23 protein-coding genes are annotated in these 24,599 nt (G+C 42.8%); 5 read left to right on the forward strand and 18 right to left on the reverse strand.

The window, feature by feature from the left end; all coding sequences use genetic code 11:
* Positions 1–8: 8 nt before the first annotated feature.
* The 3 genes from R8N46_RS12825 to R8N46_RS12835 are packed head-to-tail and all read right to left on the reverse strand — an operon-like array spanning position 9 to position 1,134.
* Positions 9–335, reverse strand: coding sequence for a hypothetical protein (locus R8N46_RS12825; RefSeq protein ID WP_005379200.1), 327 nt, complete (start codon positions 333–335; stop codon positions 9–11).
* Complete coding sequence (locus tag R8N46_RS12830; protein ID WP_005379198.1) at positions 325–837, reverse strand: phage holin family protein; 513 nt, start codon at positions 835–837, stop codon at positions 325–327. Before R8N46_RS12830 ends, R8N46_RS12825 begins: the two co-directional genes overlap by 11 nt.
* Before the next feature lie 48 nt (positions 838–885).
* The gene (locus R8N46_RS12835) at positions 886–1,134 is read right to left on the reverse strand and encodes a hypothetical protein (RefSeq protein ID WP_005379196.1); all 249 of its coding nucleotides are present in this window, start codon (positions 1,132–1,134) and stop codon (positions 886–888) included.
* Between the two features lie 361 nt (positions 1,135–1,495).
* On the opposite strand from R8N46_RS12835, the gene R8N46_RS12840 reads away from it, so the two are divergent.
* Both R8N46_RS12840 and R8N46_RS12845 read left to right on the forward strand, forming a co-directional pair.
* Positions 1,496–1,933 carry a DUF2383 domain-containing protein gene (locus R8N46_RS12840; RefSeq protein WP_005379194.1) on the forward strand — a complete coding sequence of 146 codons (438 nt, stop codon included), beginning with the start codon at positions 1,496–1,498 and terminating at the stop codon, positions 1,931–1,933.
* Between the two features lie 148 nt (positions 1,934–2,081).
* Positions 2,082–2,480 (forward strand): hypothetical protein, encoded by a 399-nt coding sequence (locus R8N46_RS12845; protein ID WP_213972338.1) that lies wholly within the window; start codon positions 2,082–2,084, stop codon positions 2,478–2,480.
* A gap of 201 nt (positions 2,481–2,681) precedes the next feature.
* Here R8N46_RS12845 and R8N46_RS12850 read toward each other — a convergent pair whose 3' ends face one another.
* From R8N46_RS12850 to R8N46_RS12870, 5 genes are all read right to left on the reverse strand, one after another.
* Complete coding sequence (locus R8N46_RS12850; protein WP_170897634.1) at positions 2,682–4,346, reverse strand: diacylglycerol kinase family protein; 1,665 nt, start codon at positions 4,344–4,346, stop codon at positions 2,682–2,684.
* A 144-nt stretch (positions 4,347–4,490) separates the two neighbouring features.
* A complete protein-coding gene (locus R8N46_RS12855; RefSeq protein ID WP_054702498.1) occupies positions 4,491–4,922 on the reverse strand; it encodes a hemerythrin domain-containing protein in 432 nt (143 codons plus the stop codon).
* 103 nt (positions 4,923–5,025) lie between these two features.
* On the reverse strand, positions 5,026–5,223 hold the full coding sequence (locus R8N46_RS12860) for a hypothetical protein (protein WP_005379178.1): 198 nt from the start codon (positions 5,221–5,223) through the stop codon (positions 5,026–5,028).
* An 8-nt stretch (positions 5,224–5,231) separates the two neighbouring features.
* On the reverse strand, positions 5,232–5,408 hold the full coding sequence (locus R8N46_RS12865; protein WP_005379177.1) for a DUF1328 family protein: 177 nt from the start codon (positions 5,406–5,408) through the stop codon (positions 5,232–5,234).
* A gap of 45 nt (positions 5,409–5,453) precedes the next feature.
* The gene (locus R8N46_RS12870; RefSeq protein WP_005379174.1) at positions 5,454–6,005 is read right to left on the reverse strand and encodes a BON domain-containing protein; all 552 of its coding nucleotides are present in this window, start codon (positions 6,003–6,005) and stop codon (positions 5,454–5,456) included.
* Positions 6,006–6,441: 436 nt separating this feature from the next.
* On the opposite strand from R8N46_RS12870, the gene R8N46_RS12875 reads away from it, so the two are divergent.
* Positions 6,442–7,785 carry a sigma-54 interaction domain-containing protein gene (locus tag R8N46_RS12875; protein WP_005382945.1) on the forward strand — a complete coding sequence of 448 codons (1,344 nt, stop codon included), beginning with the start codon at positions 6,442–6,444 and terminating at the stop codon, positions 7,783–7,785.
* Between the two features lie 155 nt (positions 7,786–7,940).
* Here R8N46_RS12875 and R8N46_RS12880 read toward each other — a convergent pair whose 3' ends face one another.
* From R8N46_RS12880 to R8N46_RS12905, 6 genes are all read right to left on the reverse strand, one after another.
* Positions 7,941–9,143 carry a hypothetical protein gene (locus R8N46_RS12880; protein ID WP_318098397.1) on the reverse strand — a complete coding sequence of 401 codons (1,203 nt, stop codon included), beginning with the start codon at positions 9,141–9,143 and terminating at the stop codon, positions 7,941–7,943.
* Positions 9,136–9,912 carry a SprT family zinc-dependent metalloprotease gene (locus R8N46_RS12885; RefSeq protein WP_318098396.1) on the reverse strand — a complete coding sequence of 259 codons (777 nt, stop codon included), beginning with the start codon at positions 9,910–9,912 and terminating at the stop codon, positions 9,136–9,138. Before R8N46_RS12885 ends, R8N46_RS12880 begins: the two co-directional genes overlap by 8 nt.
* Positions 9,913–9,914: 2 nt before the next feature.
* Positions 9,915–13,226, reverse strand: a complete 3,312-nt coding sequence (locus R8N46_RS12890) for an HsdR family type I site-specific deoxyribonuclease (protein WP_318098395.1) — start codon at positions 13,224–13,226, stop codon at positions 9,915–9,917.
* 80 nt (positions 13,227–13,306) lie between these two features.
* Positions 13,307–14,542: a restriction endonuclease subunit S gene (locus R8N46_RS12895; RefSeq protein WP_318098394.1), complete on the reverse strand. Its 1,236-nt coding sequence runs from the start codon at positions 14,540–14,542 to the stop codon at positions 13,307–13,309.
* Positions 14,532–16,049 (reverse strand): type I restriction-modification system subunit M, encoded by a 1,518-nt coding sequence (locus R8N46_RS12900; RefSeq protein ID WP_318098393.1) that lies wholly within the window; start codon positions 16,047–16,049, stop codon positions 14,532–14,534. The genes R8N46_RS12895 and R8N46_RS12900 overlap by 11 nt, the downstream gene beginning before the upstream one ends.
* Positions 16,050–16,052: 3 nt before the next feature.
* Entirely contained in the window at positions 16,053–16,661 is a 609-nt protein-coding gene (locus R8N46_RS12905; protein WP_318098392.1) for a restriction endonuclease subunit S, read from the reverse strand.
* A 122-nt stretch (positions 16,662–16,783) separates the two neighbouring features.
* Here R8N46_RS12905 and R8N46_RS12910 point away from each other — a divergent pair, with 122 nt between their 5' ends.
* Positions 16,784–17,773, forward strand: a complete 990-nt coding sequence (locus tag R8N46_RS12910; protein WP_318098391.1) for an SMODS domain-containing nucleotidyltransferase — start codon at positions 16,784–16,786, stop codon at positions 17,771–17,773.
* A 3-nt stretch (positions 17,774–17,776) separates the two neighbouring features.
* Positions 17,777–18,697, forward strand: a complete 921-nt coding sequence (locus tag R8N46_RS12915) for an S-4TM family putative pore-forming effector (protein WP_157629874.1) — start codon at positions 17,777–17,779, stop codon at positions 18,695–18,697.
* Between the two features lie 11 nt (positions 18,698–18,708).
* Here the strand turns inward: R8N46_RS12915 and R8N46_RS12920 are convergent, their stop codons facing one another.
* From R8N46_RS12920 to R8N46_RS12935, 4 genes are read right to left on the reverse strand one after another with little or no spacing between them, the layout of a single operon-like run.
* On the reverse strand, positions 18,709–20,121 hold the full coding sequence (locus R8N46_RS12920) for a TnsD family Tn7-like transposition protein (RefSeq protein ID WP_318098390.1): 1,413 nt from the start codon (positions 20,119–20,121) through the stop codon (positions 18,709–18,711).
* A 6-nt stretch (positions 20,122–20,127) separates the two neighbouring features.
* Positions 20,128–21,579: an ATP-binding protein gene (locus R8N46_RS12925; RefSeq protein WP_318098389.1), complete on the reverse strand. Its 1,452-nt coding sequence runs from the start codon at positions 21,577–21,579 to the stop codon at positions 20,128–20,130.
* A complete protein-coding gene (locus R8N46_RS12930; RefSeq protein WP_318098388.1) occupies positions 21,569–23,749 on the reverse strand; it encodes a transposase in 2,181 nt (726 codons plus the stop codon). Before R8N46_RS12930 ends, R8N46_RS12925 begins: the two co-directional genes overlap by 11 nt.
* Complete coding sequence (locus R8N46_RS12935) at positions 23,718–24,545, reverse strand: TnsA endonuclease N-terminal domain-containing protein (RefSeq protein ID WP_318098387.1); 828 nt, start codon at positions 24,543–24,545, stop codon at positions 23,718–23,720. Before R8N46_RS12935 ends, R8N46_RS12930 begins: the two co-directional genes overlap by 32 nt.
* Between the last annotated feature and the right edge of the window lie 54 nt (positions 24,546–24,599).

A 24,599-nucleotide genomic window follows, 5' to 3' on the forward strand; every position in this document is an offset into this window, starting at 1 on the left:
ATCCGCTATTAGAGTGGTTCGCCCTCTGTCGTCGCAGCGTTGCTTACTTGTGTTGCTGCATTTCCATTTTGCTCCGCATCTGACTCATCCAGAGAAGCTGCCGCGACCGGCTTTGTGAGCGAATCGGTAATATCAGACACGCTGCTAACCAATAGCCCCATTGACGAAATAGAAGAAGTCAGTCGAGACAATCGACCTGCTTTTGCTGCGGTAACGGCAACGACAGCACTAATGCCTAATGTCGTCCAAGGGTTTTCTCTCACAAACTTCTTGGTGGTAAACGTGAACATTTCCATCGACAAACAGCATTGCTCTAGAGACGCTTTACCTTCCATCCGCTTGATCCGCATGGCTCGATTGAGCTTTTGTAGCGAGCGCATCCCACCCCTCCTGTAATTGTTCTGTCGTATTTTTGAATCCAAGAAATCCAACTAAACGCTTCTGCCACCAGGCTAAAGCAAATAATGCCAAGCCTAATGATGTGATAAATACACCCACGGCAACATATACGTTGGCAGTTAACTGATAAGCCACCACCCCAGAGGCAAGGCACAAACTGAATACGAACAATACCGACAATAGGGTAAAAACAACGGTACACAGCAAAATCTGACGCACTGCGGACACGTTAACTTTCATCTCCAAGAGGAACAAATCCAACGTTGAACCTGACCATGCTTTTAGCGATTTCGTCAGTTGGTCCAATTGCGCAAGAATGCTGCTCAAACCATTAATGGTTTGTTGGATATCCTGTTCTTCTGCCCCATCAGGGGCTCGGCCGCTGTCTGAAGCCGCCGAGCCTGATTGCTGATTGGTAACTTGCCCTGAGTTATTCATGTGAAGCCTCGCCTTTCTGTTGAGTGGCTTAATCCTTGGTGACCACTATTATTTGATCAGCTTCGAAACCGCCCAACCAGCAAGGAAGGCACAGCCTATGCTCAGCAATGGGCGCTCCTTGATTACATTTTCTGCCGACTTAGTCGCCTGCTGAACTTGCTGTGCACCGACATCCAGCTTCTCTTTGGCTTGGTCTTTCATCGCGCCAACGGCTTCCGTCGTGGCTTGTTCCGCTAAGTGATATGCTTCTTCTAACTGCTCTTGAGGTTTTACTGTGCTTTCTTTTGTAGTAGCCATAACTAGCCTCCATTAATGAGTTGAATAGTGAATCAAGTGAAACAATGTTTGACCTCACTTACTCCCTACAAAGCCATATCCATGCCAGAATTTTAAGTTATTGTTTTTTATTAATTTTATTTTCATTTCGATAAAAAGCCGTATCTGTACGTGTAATTCTTTCCAAGCTTTCCCCGCCATTCTTGTAATTTTTTCTTAGCGCCTTACCGACTGTTAGCAAGTTATTGCAAAAAAAGACATTAAGCCACTGATTAATAAGACTTAAAATTCATTGGCATACAACCTGCAATTAAAGATGAAACATCGTGTTTGTATTCCATACGCTCAAACACCCCTATCACCAGTAAATAAGGAGTGGCATATGAAAAATGAAAACATCGCCTCAATCATTGAGCTTATCGAAAGCGGAAATGAAATTTACAACAAGGCCATCGAGAACATCGACAACACTTCTTTGAATAATGTGTTGGTAGAACTGCTCAGAGTACGTGAGCGTGCAGTCATTGAGCTCACTCCCTACTCTCTAGCAAGTAACAATGAAGAATCTGCCGACGACACTCCGGTTTCCTACACCATCAAGGCGCGTGAGGTCTACAGCGACGTGATGAAGGAAGTGTCCTCTGACAAAGAGTCTATGTATTTAGAACAGCTTGAAGGTGTCGAAAGCAAGGTACTCAAAGAGATTGAGAATTTGATTACTTCCCACCCAGAGCAGGCGGATAACTCGGTTCTGCTGAAAGTTCGTAGCGATATAAAAAGCTGCAAAGAAAAACTCAGCAGCATCAGCCTTATTAGCTAAAACTTGGTGGTCGCCTTTGCAATAAAGCTCAGTATTGAGCAAAGAAATGGCCAACTTGCTTTGGCCATTTCTGACAAGCCCACAGGCGCATTAACATAACCATCACGAGAAATGTCCCACGACAATAGTCATAAATAAAGAGGTCACTATGACATTGGATAACAATCGAGTAAGGGAGCTACTCGTAAAAATGACACACCATCGCCAAACGTGTTTGCCTCTCGTTAACCCGCAATCACATATGACACTCGCAAGAGCGGCATATCGATTCGTGAAAATAGAAAAAGTGATGATCAAAAAGATGGCGAAGCTGTTCTTCGATCAAGATGGTGAACAATTCATTGCAGAAAATGCCACCGAATACGGCGTTGCCGAGTTAGGTAATTACAAAGAAATGCATTTTATGAATAAATTACTGTTAGATGATTTAAAAGCCCTGCTTAGAGCCATTGACGACACCAACTTAACCGCACTTGTTTCTTATTGGTTAGCTGCTTTACAAGTTGAAAACGATGAAATTGAAAAGCACTTACCTCATGGTGAGTAATTGTACTCGCCCTTCTTTCACTTTGTTTAAACCACATCCCCAATCAACCTAGTAAAAGGTGCAGGTAGAAAAAAAGCCGCTGCATCTACTACGCAGCGACCTTGATAGCCTTTTTACGACGCACACCAAATCATCAAACAACACAGAAAAAGCGCCATGTAGAATACGAAGCAAATGGCGCGTTATCCGCGGATTACAGTGTTAAAGCGAAGCTGATTTACGTCTCTGGCTTGGAACAAATACGTTCAATGACTTTGGACGCAGCTTGATTGCTAGTTGCTCATCAGAATACAGTTCACCATCAATCACATACTCAATCGGTTTATTCGCAGAAATAGTGACGCTCTGAGCCGTCGCGTATTGAAAATGTGTCGATTCTTCCTGTGCGCCTACGCTCGTTAATGTCAGATCCGACAAGGCGATAAGACGTCCGCCTAAAGACTCGGTGTTATCTAAATATGTGATATGCAGCTTGCCATCATCAGGCTGCGGCGCATCACCACCTTGGGCAAGCAACGTACTAAATGGAGCGATATTCGCAACGACAAAACTATGGACTTCAAGCGTTTGTGTATTATTGTCGTGGTTTCCATCTTCAGTTGGAGCGTCTAACGAAACGGTTAAAGCTTGCGTTTCTTCCGCCACTACAGCATTAAAAAAGCCAGTGAGGTAAGCGAGTTGTCCAAAAACATTTTTCTCTTCTCGCTGAGCGTGCTCGATCATCTTCTGTTCTAGCCCAATACCTAAGACCAATAAAATAAGCCGCTGATTGCAGTCCGCAGTATCAATACGTTGGCAGTGTCCGCCAAGCAACGCTTCACACGCTTTTTCGACCGGTGAGAATTTTGCGCCAACGCCATAGAGCACATGACATAACGCATTGGCAGTTCCGAGCGGAACAATACCGAGTTTTAGGTCGGTATCCACCAATTGGCTCGCCACCTCTGTTACTGTGCCATCGCCACCAGCTACGATGATTTGCTTAGCTCCACTTTCTTTTGCCTGTTGTGTTAGCTGCTCGGCGCTGAAGTTTGTGGTGGTTTGATGAATACTCAAGCGATATTTTTTGGTTAGTTCACGAATCAAGTGCTGTTCGTTTTCCTCCCATTTTCCGCCACCTGCAACAGGGTTAACCACCATCCAAGTGGATTGATCCAGCCCTAGCACGCCTTTTTCACTGATCGCTCGTAACGTTCTAATCTGTAATTTATTCAATCTCGCGGTACTGCGTACGTCATTGATTTTTTTCATCACGGATTCAACCGTCAGTGACGGGTCTTTACTTAATAAATACGCCGCCACAACAAACACTGAACGACCACGCCCTAACGCACAATGCACAACCACGGCCCGCGAGCACGAGATTTGAGTATCAATCCAGTTAATCGCATGGCGAAGACGCTCTAGCGTTGGGGCTTTGTGGTCGAGTACCGGAATCGAAAGGTAATGAAACTGCTTGTCGGTCATCGCGCTTTCAAGGCCTGCAAATTCTGCGGTGACATCGACAATACAAGAGATCTCATTGGATTCGAGAAAATCTAAGTCACTCTGAAACAAACGGCGAGATAGGTATAAATTGTCACTGACTTTTTGGATTGGAGGCACTGTATCACGCCGTCTTTCCCAGGCGTTATACGCTCTAGCCCCCAATAGAAATGGGATGAATGCCCAGCGAATCCACCTGACAATCTTGCCATCTTGGTTTTTTCTAAAAATAGAGGGAATGTCGAATACGTAGGCTACGCTGACCAACGCTAAAGAAAGCGATATCCATAAGAACAGCAAACTAACGATAATTTGAGGCGTATGGATAGCGGCCAATAAACTGATCAGAGCGCCAAGAATATAATATTTGATGATAAACATTCGCTCTCCTTGCCTTCAGCGAGTGCACTTTTTAGTGGAAGTTAGAATACGCGGGGGATTGAGCTTGGATACATGAACTTGAGTAAACGCCTTGATTGAGTGCCTTCCCGTGCCGAAATGGCACGAAAAGGTCCAACACTCTACCTAGCTTACCATCTCTTCAACATAACCATTCGCTAGTTTCATTTTCTGCTTATCGGTCATTACCTTACCGGCTAACTGGAAGAAACGCTGCTCTTCTTCCTCAAGATGGTGCAACACTTTGTGACGCAAGGTTTTCATTAGGTTGAGCCACGCTGGCGAGCTCATATCGGTTGCATCAAGCTGTGCAATCACTTTATCAATTTCATGATGCTCTGCGATGCCATGGCGAGTGAGATCAATGGTCTTATCGCTATCTATTAAAGGCGCGTAGAAAAATCGCTCTTCTGCCGCTGCGTGCTGTTCGAGTTCCTCTTTAAGGTTATGATAAAACTCTTCACGAGCGGGGGAATCTCCAGACGTTTCCATCAGAGCATCGAGTAAAAGGCGCTGCTTTTCATGACTCTCTTTCAGTACATCAAATATGTTTTTCATCTTTGACTCCTTATCTGATTGTAAACAATTGGGACAAAAGGAAGGGCGGTGATTGACCGCCCCTCTCTTACATAGCTATGCGTAAAAACCTAACCTGATTCGGCTAACAGTCTTGGTCTTCAGCGTTTAGGTTTTCTTTAATGTTTTCACATTCATCTTCAATCGCATTTTGGGTTTCTTCGGCGGCTTCATCTATCTTTTTGCCGGCCTGTTCCATTGGCCCTTCTTCACTACAAGCTGCCAACGCAAACACCAAACCGAATACTGCGGCGATACGGTAAATAAATGACGTAAGTCGCATGGAATCTCCTATCTATTTACGTTTTTTCTTCCCAGCAGAACAATCACTATTGATACAATTAATGACAATAGGAATAGGTAAAATATCACTTGCGCGATAGAGGCAGCAGCTCCTGCAATACCAGTAAAGCCTAATAGTGCAGAAATTAGTGCCAGTGCCAGAAAAATAAACATCCAACGAACCATAGTGTTACCTCCTAATAAAAGTGGGTTAAATCACTCGGCTCGCTATTATTGAACCACTTCTAGCTTATCAATCACCTTATTTACGTCATTGGTGTTATTTGCAATTGAAATTGCAAGATCATGCTCCGCATCTGAATTAACTTTACCTGCCAACGTTACCGTTTTGCGTTCTGTCGTTACATCAATATCCGTACCACTCACATTGGTATCCATTAGTAGGCGCGTTTTAACTATAGTCGTGATTTTAGAATCGGTCAGTGTAGCTAAAGCTTCTGAATCAGTTTCTTTCTTGCCTTCATTCACTACTGACAATTCGTTGTTTACTTTTTTCACACCATCAAGACCAGTAACAAGCTCTTCGGCAAGTGATTTTTCAAGATCATTGTTTACCGAACCAGAAAGGGTAACGACCTGATTCTCAACATCGGTATTGATATCAAAAGAGTTGAGATTGCTGTTTAGCAGTAGCGTGGTTTCAGCTTTACCATCTAGCCAAGCGTCCATGGATTCTTTTTCCCATTTATCACTCGCTAAGACTGCTGTAGATGAAGTAGCAAGAACTGACGTAAGTACAATTTTAGCTGCGATGTTATTCATGGTAATTCTCCTTTATTGACGTTGCACTTCCCTAGGAGCAAACCATGTGCCAACTTTATAACTTATTGTTTTTAATTAACTAATAAAGAAAAGAGGTAAAAATGAGATGAGCAATAAAGTATAAGCATGAATTATTTACACGTAAAAAATGTAATTTTTAATCGGTGATAAAGCCTCCGTCACTTGTGCCGAAATAACCTGATAAAACAGAAAGGCTATTTCTCCAGAATCAATTAATAGCAAAATTATTATTTTAAAAATAAAAATCTGAACAAAAGGAAATATCTACTGATGGCTCTCACCGATATATATCAAAAAGGGGCTAACAACATAAAAATACCGAACAAATCCTTAAATCTATGCTGACAATATTTTGTCTTGTGAAGTGAGAATAATCCACGTACATTGTTTCTGTCATAGTAAAGAGGACATTTCTATGTCGATGCCAAGCCTGTTTCTAAGAATACAAGATCCATCACTTAAAAATGCCATCGCTTCTTGCCAGGAACTGAACAAATTTCGTCTGCATGACATCGATGCCGCAGACCAATGGATTGAAGATTTCCTACAACTCAAACCGGAAGTTGCGATTGTTGAAGTCGCCCACTTTACTAGTGCAGATTATCAACGTCTTTCTAATATCGAAGACATCTACGATATGGACTTGATCATCATTAGCTCAGGCGCTCCAAACGAGAACTTGGATAAGCTGATGAACTTGGGTGCTATTTTTCACTACAGAAAGCCCGTTGATATTGCCATTCTGACGGACACCCTGAGCGAAGTCAGCCAGTACTATCAACACAAACAAGATCAAGGGCGTAAAGTGTCCACCAGCGATCTTGACCAATTTGGTCTTTTGGTCGGCTCTTCCTCTCCGATGCATCAGCTCTATCGTATGATCAGGCGCGTTGCTAAAACCGAAGCCAACGTCCTTATTGTCGGTGAAAGTGGATCAGGCAAAGAACTGGTGGCGCAGACCATCCACTTAGCGAGTGAGCGTAAACAACAGCCCTTTATAGCGATTAACTGTGGTGCCATTAGCCCTGAATTGGTTGATAGTGAACTGTTTGGCCATGAGAAAGGCGCTTTTACCGGAGCAAATAAAACTCACCAAGGTGTATTTAAGCAGGCAGAGGGCGGCACCCTATTTTTAGATGAAATCACCGAGATGCCTATCGAGCATCAAGTGAAGCTATTGCGGGTGCTAGAAACCGGAGAGTATCGCCCAGTTGGCAGTAATACGGTTCATATCGCTAATACTCGCATCATTGCTGCTACAAACCGTGATCCTAAAATCGCCATTGAGGAGCAGTTCCTGCGTGAAGATCTGTTTTTCCGCTTATCGCATTTCCCATTAACGATACCGCCACTGCGAGAACGAGGCGGTGATATCGTAGGTCTGGCCAAGCACTTTATTGCACACCGCAACGCCAATGAGGCAAAAACCAAAACGATTCTTGACTCTGCGATCCAAAAAATCGCTGCACACGACTGGCCAGGTAATGTCCGTGAGCTCAAACACACGATCGAGCGTGCATTTATTTTGGCTGATGACACCATCCGAGATGAACACCTTATCTTCGACACACCACCATTGGAAACAGGCACCAGCATCGAAGACCTTGTTCCGGCGGGCGTTTCACTAGAAGAGCTAGAAAAAGCCGCCATTCTCAATACCCTTGAAGAGAATCAAGGCAATAAAACGGAATCAGCGCAGGAGTTAGGCATTAGCGTGAAAACGCTCTATAACAAACTCGAAAAGTATCAAGACGAATAACTCGCTATGGGCATACAAAAAGAGCACTGACTTTTATTCAGTGCTCTTTTTGTATCTTATCTTTTATGCAGTTAGGCTGCGTTTGGTGTTTGATTATGTTTAGGCACAATAAAGTTTGTACACTAAATCAAGCCTGGGATAATAAAGTTTGTACACTATTTGTAACAGACTTCATTTAGCTGAAACTCAACCTTCTTAAAAGCTTTGCTATCGGCAACTTCTGGAGCAACATCAATAGCTCCCCAGATCGAATCCTTACTAGTTCTAATAGGTCTACCCTGCATAGATATTCTTGCCAGAGTGTAAGAGCTTTCAAATAAGTTCTTAAGGTTCAATTCAGTTGCATCTACACTGAAAGTGCTTTGGTGTGCTTTCATGATGCAAGACTTTTCTGCACAAGTACTACAATCACTCACTGAATGCTTTGCAAAGATTTCTCGGAGAACTCCTTGCTTTCTTGGCCCCAACTCTAAACCAATAAGACTTACTTCATTAACCATGAACGAATGTAACAACTCTGGCTCATACTCTGCGCAAAGCATCAAAATACCAGCAAAGTCTCGTCTGTAATCAAATTCATAAAGATAATAATACCCACGATACTGACCTGTAACTTTTTGGGCAAAATCTCGTAATGTGGTGTTTTCAAAATTTGAGTAGTTGTTATGAACCCATTTTGCAAAAGCTGGCATCAAACACCCTGGAGCAAATTTAATAGGGAATAAATATCTTCCCGTTTCATTCCATGCAGGTTTCGGAGAATATTTAGCAGTCACTTTAGGCTTTTTTGCTAAGCCTATCACCTCTATCGCTTGTTTACAGTCTTTTGCATTAAACAGCCGTTTTACGGCTTTTAGTGTTTTAGCAAACCCTAATTCGGGTAGTTCTTTAAGTGGCTGCCCATGAATAAGGCACAAATTTGAACGATCCCAAAAATGCCGAAAATACCCATAGCCAACACTATCAATACTCTCTTCTATACAAGACAAACAATACCTTATCTTCGTTGAAGACGAGGCTCGATTTCTAGTTTTTCGCCCACTAAAAAAAGTAGACTCAACTCGATAAGTGTAATAGGCAGGGTTATCAAAAAGGCAGTTATGATTACCATTCACAGACAAACTCGTATCTATAGTTTCTAATAACACATGGTCAGGATAGCGATAGAAAAGGAACTGATACTGCTTCTGAACAAAAGGAGCATCCATCCACAGACCTGAGTTACCAATTACACCTATAGGCTTGATATTAGGATCATACGCTAATAATGTTCTAAGCAAGGTACTGTGTATCGATTCATCATTAGGCACTTGCTTTCGCAGCAGTTCCGCTAGTTCACAATCAAAATCATCACTCATTCAAATACAACTCCGCCATACCATCTAGCTTGCTTTTCACTTCTTTCCAGTTCGGCATCACGCTCGTTAATAAGCGCCAAAAACGCTCGCTGTGGTTGTATTCTGCGATGTGGCAAAGTTCATGCAATATCACATAATCAATACACTCTTTAGGAGCTTTGATCAGGTGAGGGTTAAGCATCAACGTACCTTTGGCTGAGCAGCTTCCCCATTGTTTTTGCATTGGCATGATTCGAAATGAAGGAATGCCTTCTACCCACGTAGCCTGCGGTAAAAGCTCTGCTAAGCGTTCATGAAATACGCGCTCTGCACGAACGCCATACCAACCAGACACCAGTGCTTTAACGAGCTTTGGCTTATCTTCATTAAATCGGTTAAGCGTGACTAACAACTTGCCTCGTTCCATCTTCACGTTGGAAATGGCATCTCTGTCTTCAACCACCTTTAACACATAGCGGCGGCCTAGATAGAATTGCATCTCGCCGCTCACGTAGTGTTTGGTTTGCACATATTCTAAGTGAGTTCGAAACTCGACCAGTGCATTCCAAATCCATTGAGCGCGTTGCATGACCGCTTCATGGATTGCGGATTTCTCAGCATCTTGAGGCGCAGTGACAACCACTCGGCAATCTGGATGCACTCGGATGGTGATTTTCTTTTTCTTGCCTTCAGCAAATACCTTGCGGATCACCTCATAGGTAACAGCTTCATCACCATAGATGAAGCTGTATTCCTCGGTATTGCCTTCTTGATGGTTAATAGAAGTCATGCTTAGTGACCTGACTTATTGTTACCAGACAGGCCAAGACGGGTGATTTGAATGACATCTGTAATAATAGCTTGCGCTTTATCGATACCCACATCAGCGAACAGCAGTGGCAATAGCCCTAAACGGATCTGGTTTTCAATCTCCGATGGGTTAATTGAAAACTCAGCAACCGCTTTACGCACAATGCCATCAATGTCTAACGCATACTGAAAACATTGGTCTTCCGTTAGAGGCAACGGCTCTCCTAATACTTTTAAGAACAGTCCAAAGTAGGCTTGAACATGGCGTTTGATTCTAGGGTCAAGCTCTGCAAAGCGATCCGTTGGTAATCCTGCTACATCACGGTCTTTGACCTGCTGCTCGAAGTCGGCAAACAGAAGATACTGCTTAACAGGGCTATCAAACATCTCCTTGGTTTTCTCGATGGCTTGCTTTAACAAGTTTGAGAAATACTCTTGGGCATACGGATCATCTGCCAAATCTTGCTCAATCATCTTGGTCACACGACCTGTAATGACATCCTTTTTGTTTTTGGCTTCATCATCAGTCATCTGCTCTGGTTTGGCATCTTTACCCATGTTACCGACCAGATAAGCGCCTTCTGGCTCTTCAATCGACACACCTGCAATGTGCTTGTCTAACATGGCGCGAATATTTTCCGAATACTCGTCGTAGTCCACAGTTTCCTCAGCGTCAGCACGTACTTGCTGGCGCAGTTGGCTCATGGATTTCAGTGTGTTCTTGTATAATTCTCGCTTATTGTCGAAGCTCTTATCTTCAAAGTATGTCGCTGATTGAAGTGCTACTTTTAAGCAGTTAGCAAACGCAGTCAGCGCATCATAAAAATCATTACGTAACTTCAGGTTGGTATCCGTTAGTTGACCATCAATGGTATCAATTTTAGGTGCCAAAGCCTGACGAAGTGCTTGTCCATCTTGCTTGTTCTTCACACCAGAAAAAATTGCCCAAAGGTCATCATACAAACCTGGCAACTTCTTGTACTCGGTATCCATGCGGTTATACAAGCCTTTGAGATCATCTATATCAAAGCCGCCTTGGGTACGTTCAGCCAAGTCTTGGTACTTCTCAATGGTGATGTCCAGCTCTTTGAGGATGCCACGATAATCAATCAAATAACCGAACTGCTTTTTGCTGTGTAGGCGGTTAACCCGTGCAATGGCTTGAATAAGGTTGTGCTGTTTTAAAGGCTTGTCGATATAGAGCACCGTGTTTTTAGGCTCATCAAAGCCCGTTAACAGCTTATCGACCACGATCATAATGTCGGGGCCTTCATCCTTTTCAAATTCTGCAATGATATGCTTGGTGTAGGCTTTTTCATCGTTCCAGCCTTTTTGTACGACGTTCTCCTTCCACCAATTTTGCACCAGATCGGTACTTTCATTATCGACGTTATCGTGTCCCTCGCGGGTATCAGGTGGCGACATCGCAACAACTGAAGTGACTTTACCGATTTGATCGAGAAGCTTCTTATAGCGGATCGCAGCGGCTTTAGAATCACACGCCAGTTGTCCTTTCAAACCTTGTTGCTTAAAGTTCTGGAAGTGATCAGAAATATCGTGCGCAATTAGCTCTAATCGCCCTTCAGTTTGATAGATCTGACCTTTTTGAGCGAACTTACGTTTTAGATCGCTGCGTTGCTTTTCCGATAGGGTATCGGTAATACGGTCAAACCATGCATCAATGGCTTTGTCGTTGGTGCTCAGATCAGGTTTACGCTCTTCGTACAACAACGGCGTAACAGTGCCATCTTCGACAGCTTGCTGCATGGTGTAAGAGTGGATGATCTTACCGAACTTGTTCTCGGTTTTATCGTCTTGCAGCAGAGGCGTACCTGTAAAACCGATGTAAGCGGCTTTTGGCAAGGCTTGTTGCATTCGGATATTGTTTTCACCGTTCTGGCTACGGTGTCCCTCATCCACTAATACGATAATGTCAGGGCTATCGTTGTAGCATTCTGGTAGGTTAATCGCCGTACCAAACTTGTTGATGATCGAGAAGATGATACGCTCATTGCCTTTACCGATTTGCTCTGCAAGGCGTTTGCCAGTGGTTGCCATCGCATCTTTTTTGTCTTTATCTGACAGTGCGCCACCAGAGGCAAAGGTACGAGCAAGCTGATCTTCTAAATCCACACGGTCAGTCACAACCACAACGCGGCATTTCGCTAACTCTTTTAGCCAAATCAGTGCTTTTGACAAAAACACCATAGTGAATGATTTGCCTGAACCTGTGGTATGCCAGATCACACCGCCATTACGTGCGCCTTTGTCATCAAAAGAGGTGATGCGTTCCACTAAGGCTTTGATACCAAACACTTGCTGATAACGCGCAACAATCTTGCCTGCTTTTTTATCAAACAGGGTAAATAAACGGGTAAGCTCTAGTAAGCGATCATGGCGCAGCAAGGATACCAATAAGCGATCTTGGTCTGTCACCACCAAATCACCGCCTGCAATCAGTGATAGATATTCGTCTTTGATTGCTGGCGTGCGATGGCTGAAAATCGCATTCAGTTGCGCGTCATTCAGTGGCGTGTTCTTAAGGCGTTCAAAGGTGCTTTCGGTGATTTCTTCTTCTTTCCATTTCGCCCAGAACTTCTCAGGTGTGCCGCACGTACCGTATAAGCCATCATGACCATTGATGGACAACAACAGTTGGCTGTAAGCAAACAGATGAGGGATTTCATCTACTTTTTGGTTGCGGATGTTTTGCGAAATACCTTCGGTGATGGTGGGTTTGCCATTGATGCTGCTATCAGGACGTTTGGCCTCTATCACCACCCACGGCAAGCCATTAACGAAACAGATCACATCAGGAATGCGTTTACCTGTACCACGGGCGTTATCAACTTCCATCTCTTCGGTGAAATGAAATTGGTTGTTTTCAGGCGTGTCCCAATCGATGATTTGAATGGTTGGGTTGGCTTTTTTACCCTCGACAAATTCCGTTACGCTAATGCCATAAGTTAACGCGTTATAGAGCTTTTCATTGGCCGCTTTTAGCCCTTCATTCATAGCAGGGTTAGCCAGTTCTTGTACGATTTTATCAATTGCAGCTTTCGATAAATGGCGCTCTTTACCCATGAATGAATAAGTTTTAAAGCTCAATACTTTGCGTAACACCTGCGGCAAAATTACGGTGGTTTTGTTGCCACGCATCGCCAGGCATTCACTCGGCGGAATAAACTGATAACCAAGGTTGGTGAGCAAAGTTAACGCTGGGATTTTTGCACTTTGCTCTTCTTTGAAATTCGGTGCGTGATGCTTAGGTTCACTAGAAGATAATGGTTCCATACTTAGCCTATGACATTGTTCTTATTGTTAATCAGGGCTTGCTAAACAAGCTCTGTATCGGTCGTCAAAAGATGCGTTAGTTAAGCGGCTTCGGTTTCAGCAACTTTGACTCTTCTTTTTCCTGTCAACAACTGCTGCATCAACGCCTTTTTCTCTTGCTTGAAGTGTGCAAGCTTGGCTTCTAATAACTCGACTTCTTTGTCGGCAGAAGTGAGAACTGAGGCGATTTTTTGTTGTTCAGAATAACTACCCAACTTAACTTTGAAGTTTTGCAGCATTCCTACTTTGATATATGGCATTGCTCCATGTTGCTTTTCTCGGTCTACATCTCTCTTCAAGTAAAAGTTTATCCAATGGTGTAAATAAGCTACGAATACAGCTCTAAACTCACTAAGAATGTAAGTTCGTTGATAAGCTTCAAATTTGCCCTTGTAATAGTGAGTTGTACCTATGACGCCATTGCCAGCTATTAATAGTGCTTCAAAATCATAGGAATAAGAAGAACTCAAAATTGGTCGTTTTGCACAAGTGAAAAAAGGATATTTGCCGCTTGAAGAGCCATGATTTGCATCTTTCTTACCTGTTCCAATTTTGCACAATTCTGTTAACTTAACCTCTTCCCACTCACCCTCAAACGCCTGATCCGCTTCAGGGTTTACCAAACGCTTCTTACCCGTCAAAAGCTGCTGCATCAGGGCTTTTTTCTGCCGCTTGCTGGTTTCAACCAGCTTTTCTGTAGTACTAATCGCTTTGTCCCATGTCGAGATGATTTGGGCGATTTTGCGTTGTTCTGGGAGTGGAGGGACTGGCGTTGGCAACTCTTTACACAATTGTATGGTTAAATTTTGTTGCCCTGACGTTTTTTTAGAGCGAGACTGTAGCCATTGCTGTGCAAGTTCACTTCCCAAAAAACTTAAGAAATACCCATGATCAATTAATTTCTCTTTACATCTATAGATGAGAACGGCTTGATTCATATTGTACTCAGGGTACTGGTCATCAAGCATTGCAATCTTGCCTAGTGGCGGACCTACAATATTCATCAATATATCGTTAGGATAAGCGACTGAGCGTGAAAGAAAACCATTGTGAGCATTTTTAGTAACAAAAAGCATCTCAGATTTTGAATTTAAAACCCCATCAAAACCTAAGTTATTCACTCGTAAAAATGGAATATTACTATCTTCAACAATTTCACTTTTAGGTGGTGTTGTCCCTTTGGTGATCTTTTCGGTAATTTCATCTGCACTAGAAATTAACCAGTCACAAGGAAAGTTACCTAAACCAATGACATGTTGGAAACCATTAGGCACCATAACCCAACTCCTCTAGGTAGCCCGCCATTTCCGCTTCTAGATCGGCTAACTCAGCTTGCAGCGCCAAACGCTCAGTGCGAACTGCCATCAAATCAATTTCCGCTTCTTCTTCAAACGTATCCACGTAGCGAGGAATGTTGAGGTTGTAGTCGTTCTCACGGATCTCATCGAGGGTTGCAACATACGCGTACTTATCAACGTTGTCGCCACTGCGGTAGGTCTTCACAATCTTGTCGATGTTCTCTTGTGTCAGAACGTTCTGGTTTTTGCCTGACTTAAACTCACGTGAAGCATCAATGAACATCACATCGTTGGTGTCTTTCTTCTTCTTGAAGATCAAAATTGCCGCAGGAATACCTGTACCGAAGAACAGTTTTTCAGGTAAGCCGATCACGGCATCTAGCAGGTTTTCTTCAATCAGTTGTTGGCGGATTTTGCCCTCACTCGATGCACGGAATAGCACACCATGAGGCACCACTACACCCATTCGACCAGTCTCTGGCTTTAGGGTTTCAATCATGTGCGAAATGAAGGCATAGTCGCCTTTGGTTTTCGGTGGTACGCCACGTCGGAAACGACCAAAGTGATCGCTTTCTGCGTCTTCATGTCCCCATTTATCTAACGAAAATGGCGGGTTTGCGGTTACCACGTCAAAGTGCAATAAGCCACCGTTAGCATCTTGAAGCTTGGGGTTACGAATTGTGTCGCCCCATTCAATGCGGTGGTTGTCTTCGCCATGCAGGAACATGTTCATTTTTGCCAGAGACCATGTTGAGCCAATTGCCTCTTGACCAAACAGAGCATATTGCTTAGAGCCGCCAAAGTTCTTTTGAACTTGTTTGCCACACTTCATTAATAGCGAGCCTGAACCACATGCAGGATCACAGATGCTATCGCCTTGTTGTGGCTCTAGGATGATAGAAAGTAGATCCGACACCTCTGGCGGGGTATAGAATTCACCTGCCGATTTTCCACTGCCTGCGGCAAAGTGTTTGATCAGATATTCGTATGCGTTACCAATCACATCCAACGAACCAACACGGCTAGGACGTAGGTTTAGGGTTGGCTTACCAAAGTCTTCCAATAGGTGGCGTAGAATGTCGTTCTTTTGCTTTTCATCTCCCAGTTTATCTGTGTTAAAGCTGATGTCTTGGAACACGCCTTTTAGTTTGGTGCCGTTGGCTTCTTCAATTGCGTGCAGCGCTTGGTCAATACGAGTACCGTTACCTGCGGTATTACGTGCATCGTACAAATCCCAGAATGTTGAACCTGCTGGAATTTTGAATGACTGGCTAGCAAGCATGGCTTCGATCATGTCTTGGTTGCCACCAAACTGAGTGGTGAGTTCTTCGACTTTGTCTTGGCGTACATCTGAGATGTATTTTAAGAACAGCATGGTCAAGATGAAGTCTTTGTAGATAGATGGATCTACGGTGCCACGGAACGTATCGCACGCCGACCAGACGGCTTTGTTGATTTCATCTTGATTGATTGGAGAGTTTGGCATTTTCTATCTCTTATTTTTTGATTGTTCGTTTAAAACTTGATTGGCGATGGCTTGCATCTCCATCCGTCGTAACTGGATTAACTCTTGGTATATTTGCTCTTCTCGATGTGCTCGCTGGCTTAACGACACCACTTTTCGCTGCGTTTCTAATGGCGGAATTGTGATTGGCGTTTCCTCTAGTACCGAACGTCGAATACTCACTTGCATTGTACCCTCGGCAGATTGCTGAAAATGACGTTGTGCGACCGATTGATTGAGTTGCCATGCAAGAAACTCTGGCAATAGCGTTATTGTGGAGTTCAAGCGAATCTGAAAATAGTGCGGCGAGCAGATCACTGGTAGCTCTAGCACGCTCAAATCGCCTTCTGATACCCAAGATGCAAGGTTTCTTATTCCACGCGCCGCAAATATTACGTCGCCCGCTTGAAGCCATTCAGGCTCTTTTCGCCCAACCACATCGGCACGAACAAGCTTCGACCAACTTATTTTCCCATCTGCGCTTTGATCTCTGGTTTGAATGACATAGCCATTCCCATTTAAGACTTCTTCTATCGAACCTCGGAAAGAATGGCCAGATCGAACTACCGCGATTTCTTTTAGTGTTACAAGCAAAAAAACAAACCTGCATCATTTCATGTGATGCAAAAATAATGCTTGACGATGAACGAAATGTCAACGTAATCTAGAAAAAGAGCATCATCTCTAGTGATGCATTTAAAATACATGGAGGGTATATGCCGACAACTGTAAATTCTGCGTTTAATCAATTTATGGCTGACAATGTCAATCTTGATAGTAAGAAAACAACCACAGCGCGTTCCAGCAGAGATTATTTGAAAGGGCAAGTAAAAGGGCTAACTGATTTCTTTCCGCTTTACAGCGATAAGGATATCAATTTTGGTTCTTTTGCGAGACGAACGAAAATTCGTCCCTTGGATGATATAGATATGATTTTCACACTGTCGGCACATGGCTGCACATGGGAAGAGAGTTTTGACGGCACTGTATACATCAATACACCGACTGAATCCCCTGAGTATAAGAACTTTCGCCATGACTACTCATATCGCCTCAACTCGCGTAAGGTCATCAATCAGTTTGTTAGCAAATTGACTGAACTGAATCACTATAGCAAAGCAGAACTACACAGAAATCAAAACGCAGCAACACTTAAACTAACAAGTTATGACTGGAATTTTGACATCGTTCCAGCCTTTTTTACCACTGAAGATGCCGACGGAAAAACCTTTTACATCATTCCTGACGGCAACGGTCACTGGATAAAGACAGACCCAAGACTAGATAGCCAGCGAGTCACTGACATCAATCAGCAATGTGGTGGTCATGTTCTTAATGCGATCCGAGCAATTAAATACTGGCAACGTAGAGCGACGATGCCTTCAATGTCGTCTTATCTCTTAGAGAATTTGGTTCTTAATTATTTTGCGGAAAAAGGCGAAGCAAGCCTGTTCGTCGACATCAACATCATCAATGTCCTTCAATACATAAAAGACAACATTTGGTGGAATGTTAATGATCCAAAAGGAATTCAAGGAAATTTGAACACTTTATCTTGGGACGAAAAGACTAAAATTTCGCGAAAGGCGGAAAAAGATTTTAATACAGCCCTAGCAGCCCGCGAGTTTGAGAAAGAAGAAGACCACAAAAAAGCAATTGGAGAGTGGCGCAAGGTGTTTGGTAACGACTTCCCACAATATGGATAAAAAATGACAAATATCATAGCTAATCAGAAAAGTACTGAGGCCATTGAGGCTGGCACAGCATTTCGCTTTGCCTACAAAAAAGCAAAAGCTTGGAAAACAGCAATATGGTCAACTACATTGCTGTTTGCTGTCGTACAAACAGTAGCGTCAGCGTATATTTTTTCCAACGGCACCCCAGAGATAGATCCGACACCTTATGTTGTGAGTTTGCTTCTAGCATCAGTCTTCGCAGGCAGCTTTGGTAAGCTGCAAGTTACAAAATGGATCGATATAGGTTGTACGCTTCAACGTTTGCATGATTATTTAGTTATGGCTGTCGGAGTAAGACCCACCCATATCGAACTCCCAAAAAGCAAAATCATTGAGTTGAGTCAGAAACAGATTCGCAATACACCAAGCGACAAACAGGAACTTGAAAACTGGTGGTCGACTTCACTGGACACAGTACCGTTCTCTGTTGCAAAAGTAATAGCGACGTACTCAACTTTTGCATGGGAAAGTGAACTTCGTAAGAAGTATCAAGCATTGTTAACTGCACTTTTAGCTGCAAGTATAGTAAGTCCAATTGTCTTAGCCCTACTCCTGAACTACACAATATCCCAATCAATCATATTTACTATTGCACCATTTACGCCCTTTATCTCCGTGCTTCTAGATGAGTGGATAACGAATAGGCAAAATTTAAACATCGCTAATGACTTAACTAAAGAATGTCACACCTCTTGGCGAAACATTGTAACTGGCAAGTTATCAGTGGATGAAATCGAAGAGGTGACTGAACAACATATGAATTTTTGGCAAAGCTTCCGCCAATCCGCAACACCAATTTTTGAGTGGATATACAATTATTCTCAGCGTCAAATGGAGATGAATATGGTCATTGATACCAAAGAATTAGTAAAACAATATCAAGACACTCTATAAGGAAGTACAACTCAGAGAAACTTACCAAACCCTATCGGCTTCGTGGCTTGAGGCAATATCCCCTCAAGCCATTTTTTGTCATGATGGTAAAGCCAGAAGAAAGCAGCATTACACTTAGATTTAATATCCCGTCTGAGTGACGACGAATTGACTGCAACATAACGCAATAGCTCCAACCTACATCGACGTCGCTTAGACTCAAAGTGACAACGCTTTCTCCACTCAACAAGCCCATTCTTGCTAGAGATCACTTGCTCTACCGAACCGATACCAACACCACAGATTTCGGAAATACTCTTTCTATGCATTGATAGCGTTGCTAATTTAATTATCTTATCTTTGATGCCATTGGTTAACATTCTTGGCTTTAGTTTGATCGGCACGCCATTTTTCAAAGCTATCCGCTTTAAGTAAGAGCGGCTTTTTCCTGTGATACGATAGACCTCAGCCATTGATTCGCCTTGCTTTAGTAGTGCAAGACATTGACGTTCTATATCTTTACTTTTACTAACAGTCTCCTGCGTTGCAACTGTTGTTTTAACGACATCATAGTCAAAAATATCTTCTGCACGCTCAAATAGCCACGAACCAAATAAAAGATGTCGAAATGGGTGATGGCTGCTCATCGAAAGTAATAGTTCTGATAAATATCTATAGTCTCGAATATGCTTTGGTAACGGATTGTCACCATAATCAGCAAACGGATGAGCATAGTTAAAGAAGTCCTTGAAGAGCACTTGCCTTCTTACATGGTTACCACGAGTAACATACCCAAGCTCATCCAATCTATTACGATATGCTTGCGCCCAATTAAAAGGCTTCATTTCCTTGCTCAAGATTTTTAACAAGCTGTAACTATAGGTGGCAACCTTGACTTCAACGTCTAAAGGGCTTGATTCAGGTGGGCTTGTTAGCGGAGGGAACAAACCTCGTTCAAGCTTTTGTCTTGAATTCAATCGAGTTACTTGCAGCAACTCTCGATGCTTGTAGCATGTGGATATACCACAAATCTGATGACTTCGGTGCCAATACGCAACGCCATGATTGGAAATGTCCTCAATGGCACATTGATGGCACCATTTCAGATAAACTGTACTACCCTGCCCAAAGGAAGCAAGCTGGCTTTCCCACAAAGCCTTATTCCCATCATTATTCAGAAGTAATTTTCGCAACTCGTGTGAGTGCTGAGGTAAAAAAAAGAAGAAGAGTGGCGCAAGAGTTTGCTCATATAGAAGCTTAGATTCGCTATCTCTTAGTAACGAGGATAGCTTCGATACCCCTACAGTCAACGTAGGGTGAAACGTATGCCTAGAAGACGCTAAAACTTTTTCAGTAAATTGGCTTGAAGACTCACCTAATAAACAAAAATGACGAACTAATCGTCCAAAGAGTAACTCATCATCAAATGCGCGTGTAACAAACATACTGAACTAACTAAACGTTTCTAAAGGGTCATCACATAACAACCCCGAATAACGAAGGCTTTCAATCGGGTCACTATCTTGGGCTGCTCGTTGAATAAGAGAGGTATCCAAGACCCTATTTATCAAATCTTCAGCTAGCCCAACTTCAGTTAATGCTTCAGCAAACTCTGGGTGGTGTGGACGAGTTAGATCTCCTGGAATTGTTACGGGCTTAGACTGTGTTTTAACGACTTCTTTCTGCGTACGGCCCTCACCTATATCACCATTTGGATCTGAGTTTCTTCCTTCTCTATTTCTTTTTAAGATAGAGATCCTTTGCTTTTTCCTCAGCTCTTCCGTAAGTGTTTTCGTCAGGCGTACGGCTATACTAGCACCAAGCTCAAGTACCTCTTCAGTAATCCTCTCATCAGATGAACCTATAATGGCTTTTTGAGCGGCGTAGTAAACGCGAACAGCCAAGTCCATATTCCCAGCAGACAACGAGTAAAGTCTATTACTCAAGCTAGGGGTCAATGGCGTCGCAACATTCGTCCACTGTAAACACCAAAGTTCATCAACAAACAACTCCCATTCATCGTCATTTTTCATCAGCTCTACGTTGAAATAACCACTGCTTTCCGCTCTTCGCGCTGATTTAAAGCTTTTACTTAACAATGTGTCAAACGGAGGGTTGGCACAAAAAAGTAACGGTATTCCTAGATTATTGACTAAGTTATGCAGGAATCCCAGAAGTCGATCAGCACCGCCAGCTTTGGCGAGATTTAGGTTTTGCATCTCATCAATAACAAGGACACCGAGAAAACTGGATTTCATTTTAGCTTCAATTTGCTCTAACAATAGAGCAATGGTTCCCGCTGGTTTAGTTGGAGGAAGACTTAGTTTTCGATCGATTTGCTCTAAAATGCGATGGCAGAGTCCCTTCACACTTGAATCATCAGGACAATCTACTTTAATCCAAACAACTTGCGGAATTGCTAATACTTTATTCTGGTAATATCGGTGTTCGATGACATCTGGAAAGCAGTTAAGCACTTGTTCAAGCATGCATGTCTTTCCTACACCGCTTTCACCTATGATTGTTATACCGCTGCCCTTCGGTTTAAAAAAACCTGTTCTCGGTTCAACATCAGGACGACTATCAGATGAGTAATGAAGGTAATTCATCGTCGTTGGTGACAATGGGTTTTTTGCTGAATATCCCTCCTTAATCGCCATTTCAATAGCCCTAAAGACATCCAAATAGAGTGGAAGAGGCTGCCTCAGCTCTTTCAGTCGAGTAAGGTACTCTAACCTTTCAATCTCTTCTAATTTCGTTTCATCAAGGTTTCGTTCAGGATAATTACTCAACTTTACAACTAATTCAGAATCACCCACTTTGGGTGGTAAAGCTTCGATTAAGGGGTTACCTCGGTGCTCTGGCAAAATAGCTTCATGGTAACTAGCGTTTTCACATCTCATTATCATTAACCTTTTTTCGCTTTAGCATCGATATTACTTTTTTCTTTTTATTATCAATATACTCACCCGATGAACCAGATTCTATATTCTGCTCTGTCAGACTAGATTGAGTGTCATCATCCTCAAGCCTTTGTGCGAGAATAGCTTCCCGCCTTCTCGCTTTCATGCCCTTTGTTCTCTCAGATTTTGAGCTAAGTGATGGAGCTAATGCTGCTTCCTCTTTTGCATTTTGGATAGTCTGATTTCTTCTCTGGTGACGCTCTATCGACTTCGCTGTTGGTCTGGCTTTTTTCTGCTCTAATTTAAGCCAATCTTCAAAATACAAAATATCTGCTTGGTGCCTATGGGAAAAGTTAGCTGATTCTTTCATCAACTTACACCGTGTAAAACCGCTTTCTTCTTCAAGCCTGACATATATAAAGCTAGAGTTATCATGATCAATCAGTGCATCGAGAGGCCATGACCCATGATTTCTAGCAATGACCTTCCAACTATCAAAACTAGGGTGACCCGAGTCGTAGTACATTTGGTCATTAAGTCTAATACCTTTACCCGTCATAGTTACTTTAGTGGCAGGTAAAAGACGAGCGCGAACATGCGCTTCATCTGCTCTACTCAAAGCATGCTTCTGCGCTTTCACATGTAGATTCCAATAGTTAAAGGGGGTTGGAGGAAGTCCTGATTCTATAAGTAACGTGCTCTGCTTGGCCAAGTCTTTAAATATTGAGCTGTTATGCTCCAATACTGCATCAATAAGTAGCTTAGTTACGTCCCTAAGTGTTAATGCTGCATCTAATCTCGGATCTCTATCACCTCTAATGTAGTGTCGTCCCTTAGTTGTCCCCAACAGCTCATGAACTAGCTTTTCATTCAAAATATTGAAACGATGCTCAACTATCCCTTTCAACTCAGCTCGGTAAGGCGGCGCAATACTCAAGTGACCAATCAGTGGTACCGCGAGGTTCTCGGCATCTTTGCAAATGAACTCACCTCGATCACAAAGCAGCCGCTGAGGGATGTGATGACAAGGCCAATCCGTTTCATCTATTTCAATACCAAACTCAGCACAATACCCTTTCTTTGAAGTAAAACTGTTAATTAAAGCCTGTCGTCCCGCTCTCCATGAAGCGTACTCCATTGAAACATGAAGCCCCACAATCATCCGACTCTCTTTATCCACCACACAGTAAACTGTTGGCCTACCTAAAACATGATTCCTCTGAAAGTCCGAAACAATATGAACATCTAAAACCGTTGCATCAAGTTCAAAGCAACTACCAGGAACTTCTGTATGATCAGTCGCTGCCCCCTTCAAACTGCGTCTATTTCGCTCAAAATCACCCTGATTGGTCTGCTTACGAATCAATGTATGTGCTGGGATTAGTTTCTTAACCCAATAAACAAATGCTCTATAATTTGGCACTCTTGCATATCTAGACTCAGATTCCGAAGCGATTAATTCATCTGCATAGTATTCTTTGAGCATTTTGTCATAGACTCGGCTGTATCGGATTTTTTCACCTTTGAGACCGAACCGCTTCATTGCCTTAAGAAACAGAGTCTTATCAGCTTCGGTAGTATTCACACCTATAGGAGCATCGATACTAGGACTTGATAACTGTACTGGTGAGCCACGTTTTACTTTACCAGCAGCCCTAGTTTTCCCTCTCCCTCCTGAGTTCTTGTAGCTTGGTAAAAGTGCATTTCTCTCTTGGCCATACTTCCAGTAGAGATTCAGTGCTCTATATATATTCTGCACATATGTGTTGTTCGCCTTTGCGTGCTGAGAAACCAAGGCACTGCGAGGTTGGTCAACTAGATTGAGCAAAAAATCAGAAGAAGAAACTAAATCTACGATCAGTGAGTATTTCTCATTTCTTTTGGCGAGATGACTCTCTGAAATATCATCTTCAGATTGCAGTTGGTAATAAGGCAATTCATACAGGCTTTGCTGAGCTTTACCGACTTTTATTGCCTCACTAAAAAGCTCAAAAGCTAGTTTGATTGGCCGTTGCAAAGCCTTTGATTCGACCAAAGGAAACAAGATGATAATGCGATCCGCTGTATGCTGCTGTAAAACTCGGTATAGGCCATCATTGAGACCATCCAAGCTTTCAATTTGCCAAACACTATTTAGCTCAACTTGCTGCATGTTGCTTTGAATTTCCATCTATCTTGACTTCCATGATTTCAATCATCCCTGATAGGACGATAGGGCGAGACAGGTCAACTGTTACTTCTTTGTCAGCCAACAGAGACTTTAACAACATCAAGGCATCATCTTGCGAAATGCCAATTTCATGAGAAAATGTTTCACAGATTTCATTAAATTGCATAGTTCCGATCGTCAACAGACGTTTAGCCACATCTCTAAATTCATTCGGTGTTGATGGGTATTTCTTGCGTTTAGCGTCTGTAATCCATTGAATATTCTTGGACTTAATCTGATTAAGCTCCGATAGGTAAAATATGTGAAAAGGGACGCCAAGCAACTCCCACCACACCCGCTCTATATCTAGTTTTTCGGCTGTTCTTTTGTCAGACAGTTTTTCTCTTGGTTTAACACATACAGCTTCATACCAAACCCTTTGACCATCACTACAGGTTAAAAGGAAATCGGTGGTCATGATGACAGGATCTTTGGTGACAGGGTGTTTCGGGTGCTCAATACCAAGTGATTGAGCGATTTTTAATGAGAGGGAGAGAGGAAGCAAAGGAAACTGCTCCCGAATATCTATAACTGAATCAGAAAACTCAGCCAAGTAGAAAAAACACGACTCTTGTTCCGATAGGGTATGGTGACTTCGACCTGATTTTATTCCTTCAATCTTACCGCTATGACCATGAGATTTAACATCTTGAACTCTTATCCAAGGTGTATAACTGGCTCCCTCACCTAAACCATAACTCTGTTTCAAAGCTCGCTTGAAGTCAGCGAGCTTCTCAAGTTTTCTTCGTCCAGCCACAACATATACTCAATCCAATTCGATACAGTGTATTATAGCCTAGTGTACAAACTT

The sequence above is a fragment of the Vibrio sp. 1874 genome (genome assembly GCF_033344395.1).
Taxonomy (GTDB): domain Bacteria; phylum Pseudomonadota; class Gammaproteobacteria; order Enterobacterales; family Vibrionaceae; genus Vibrio; species Vibrio alginolyticus.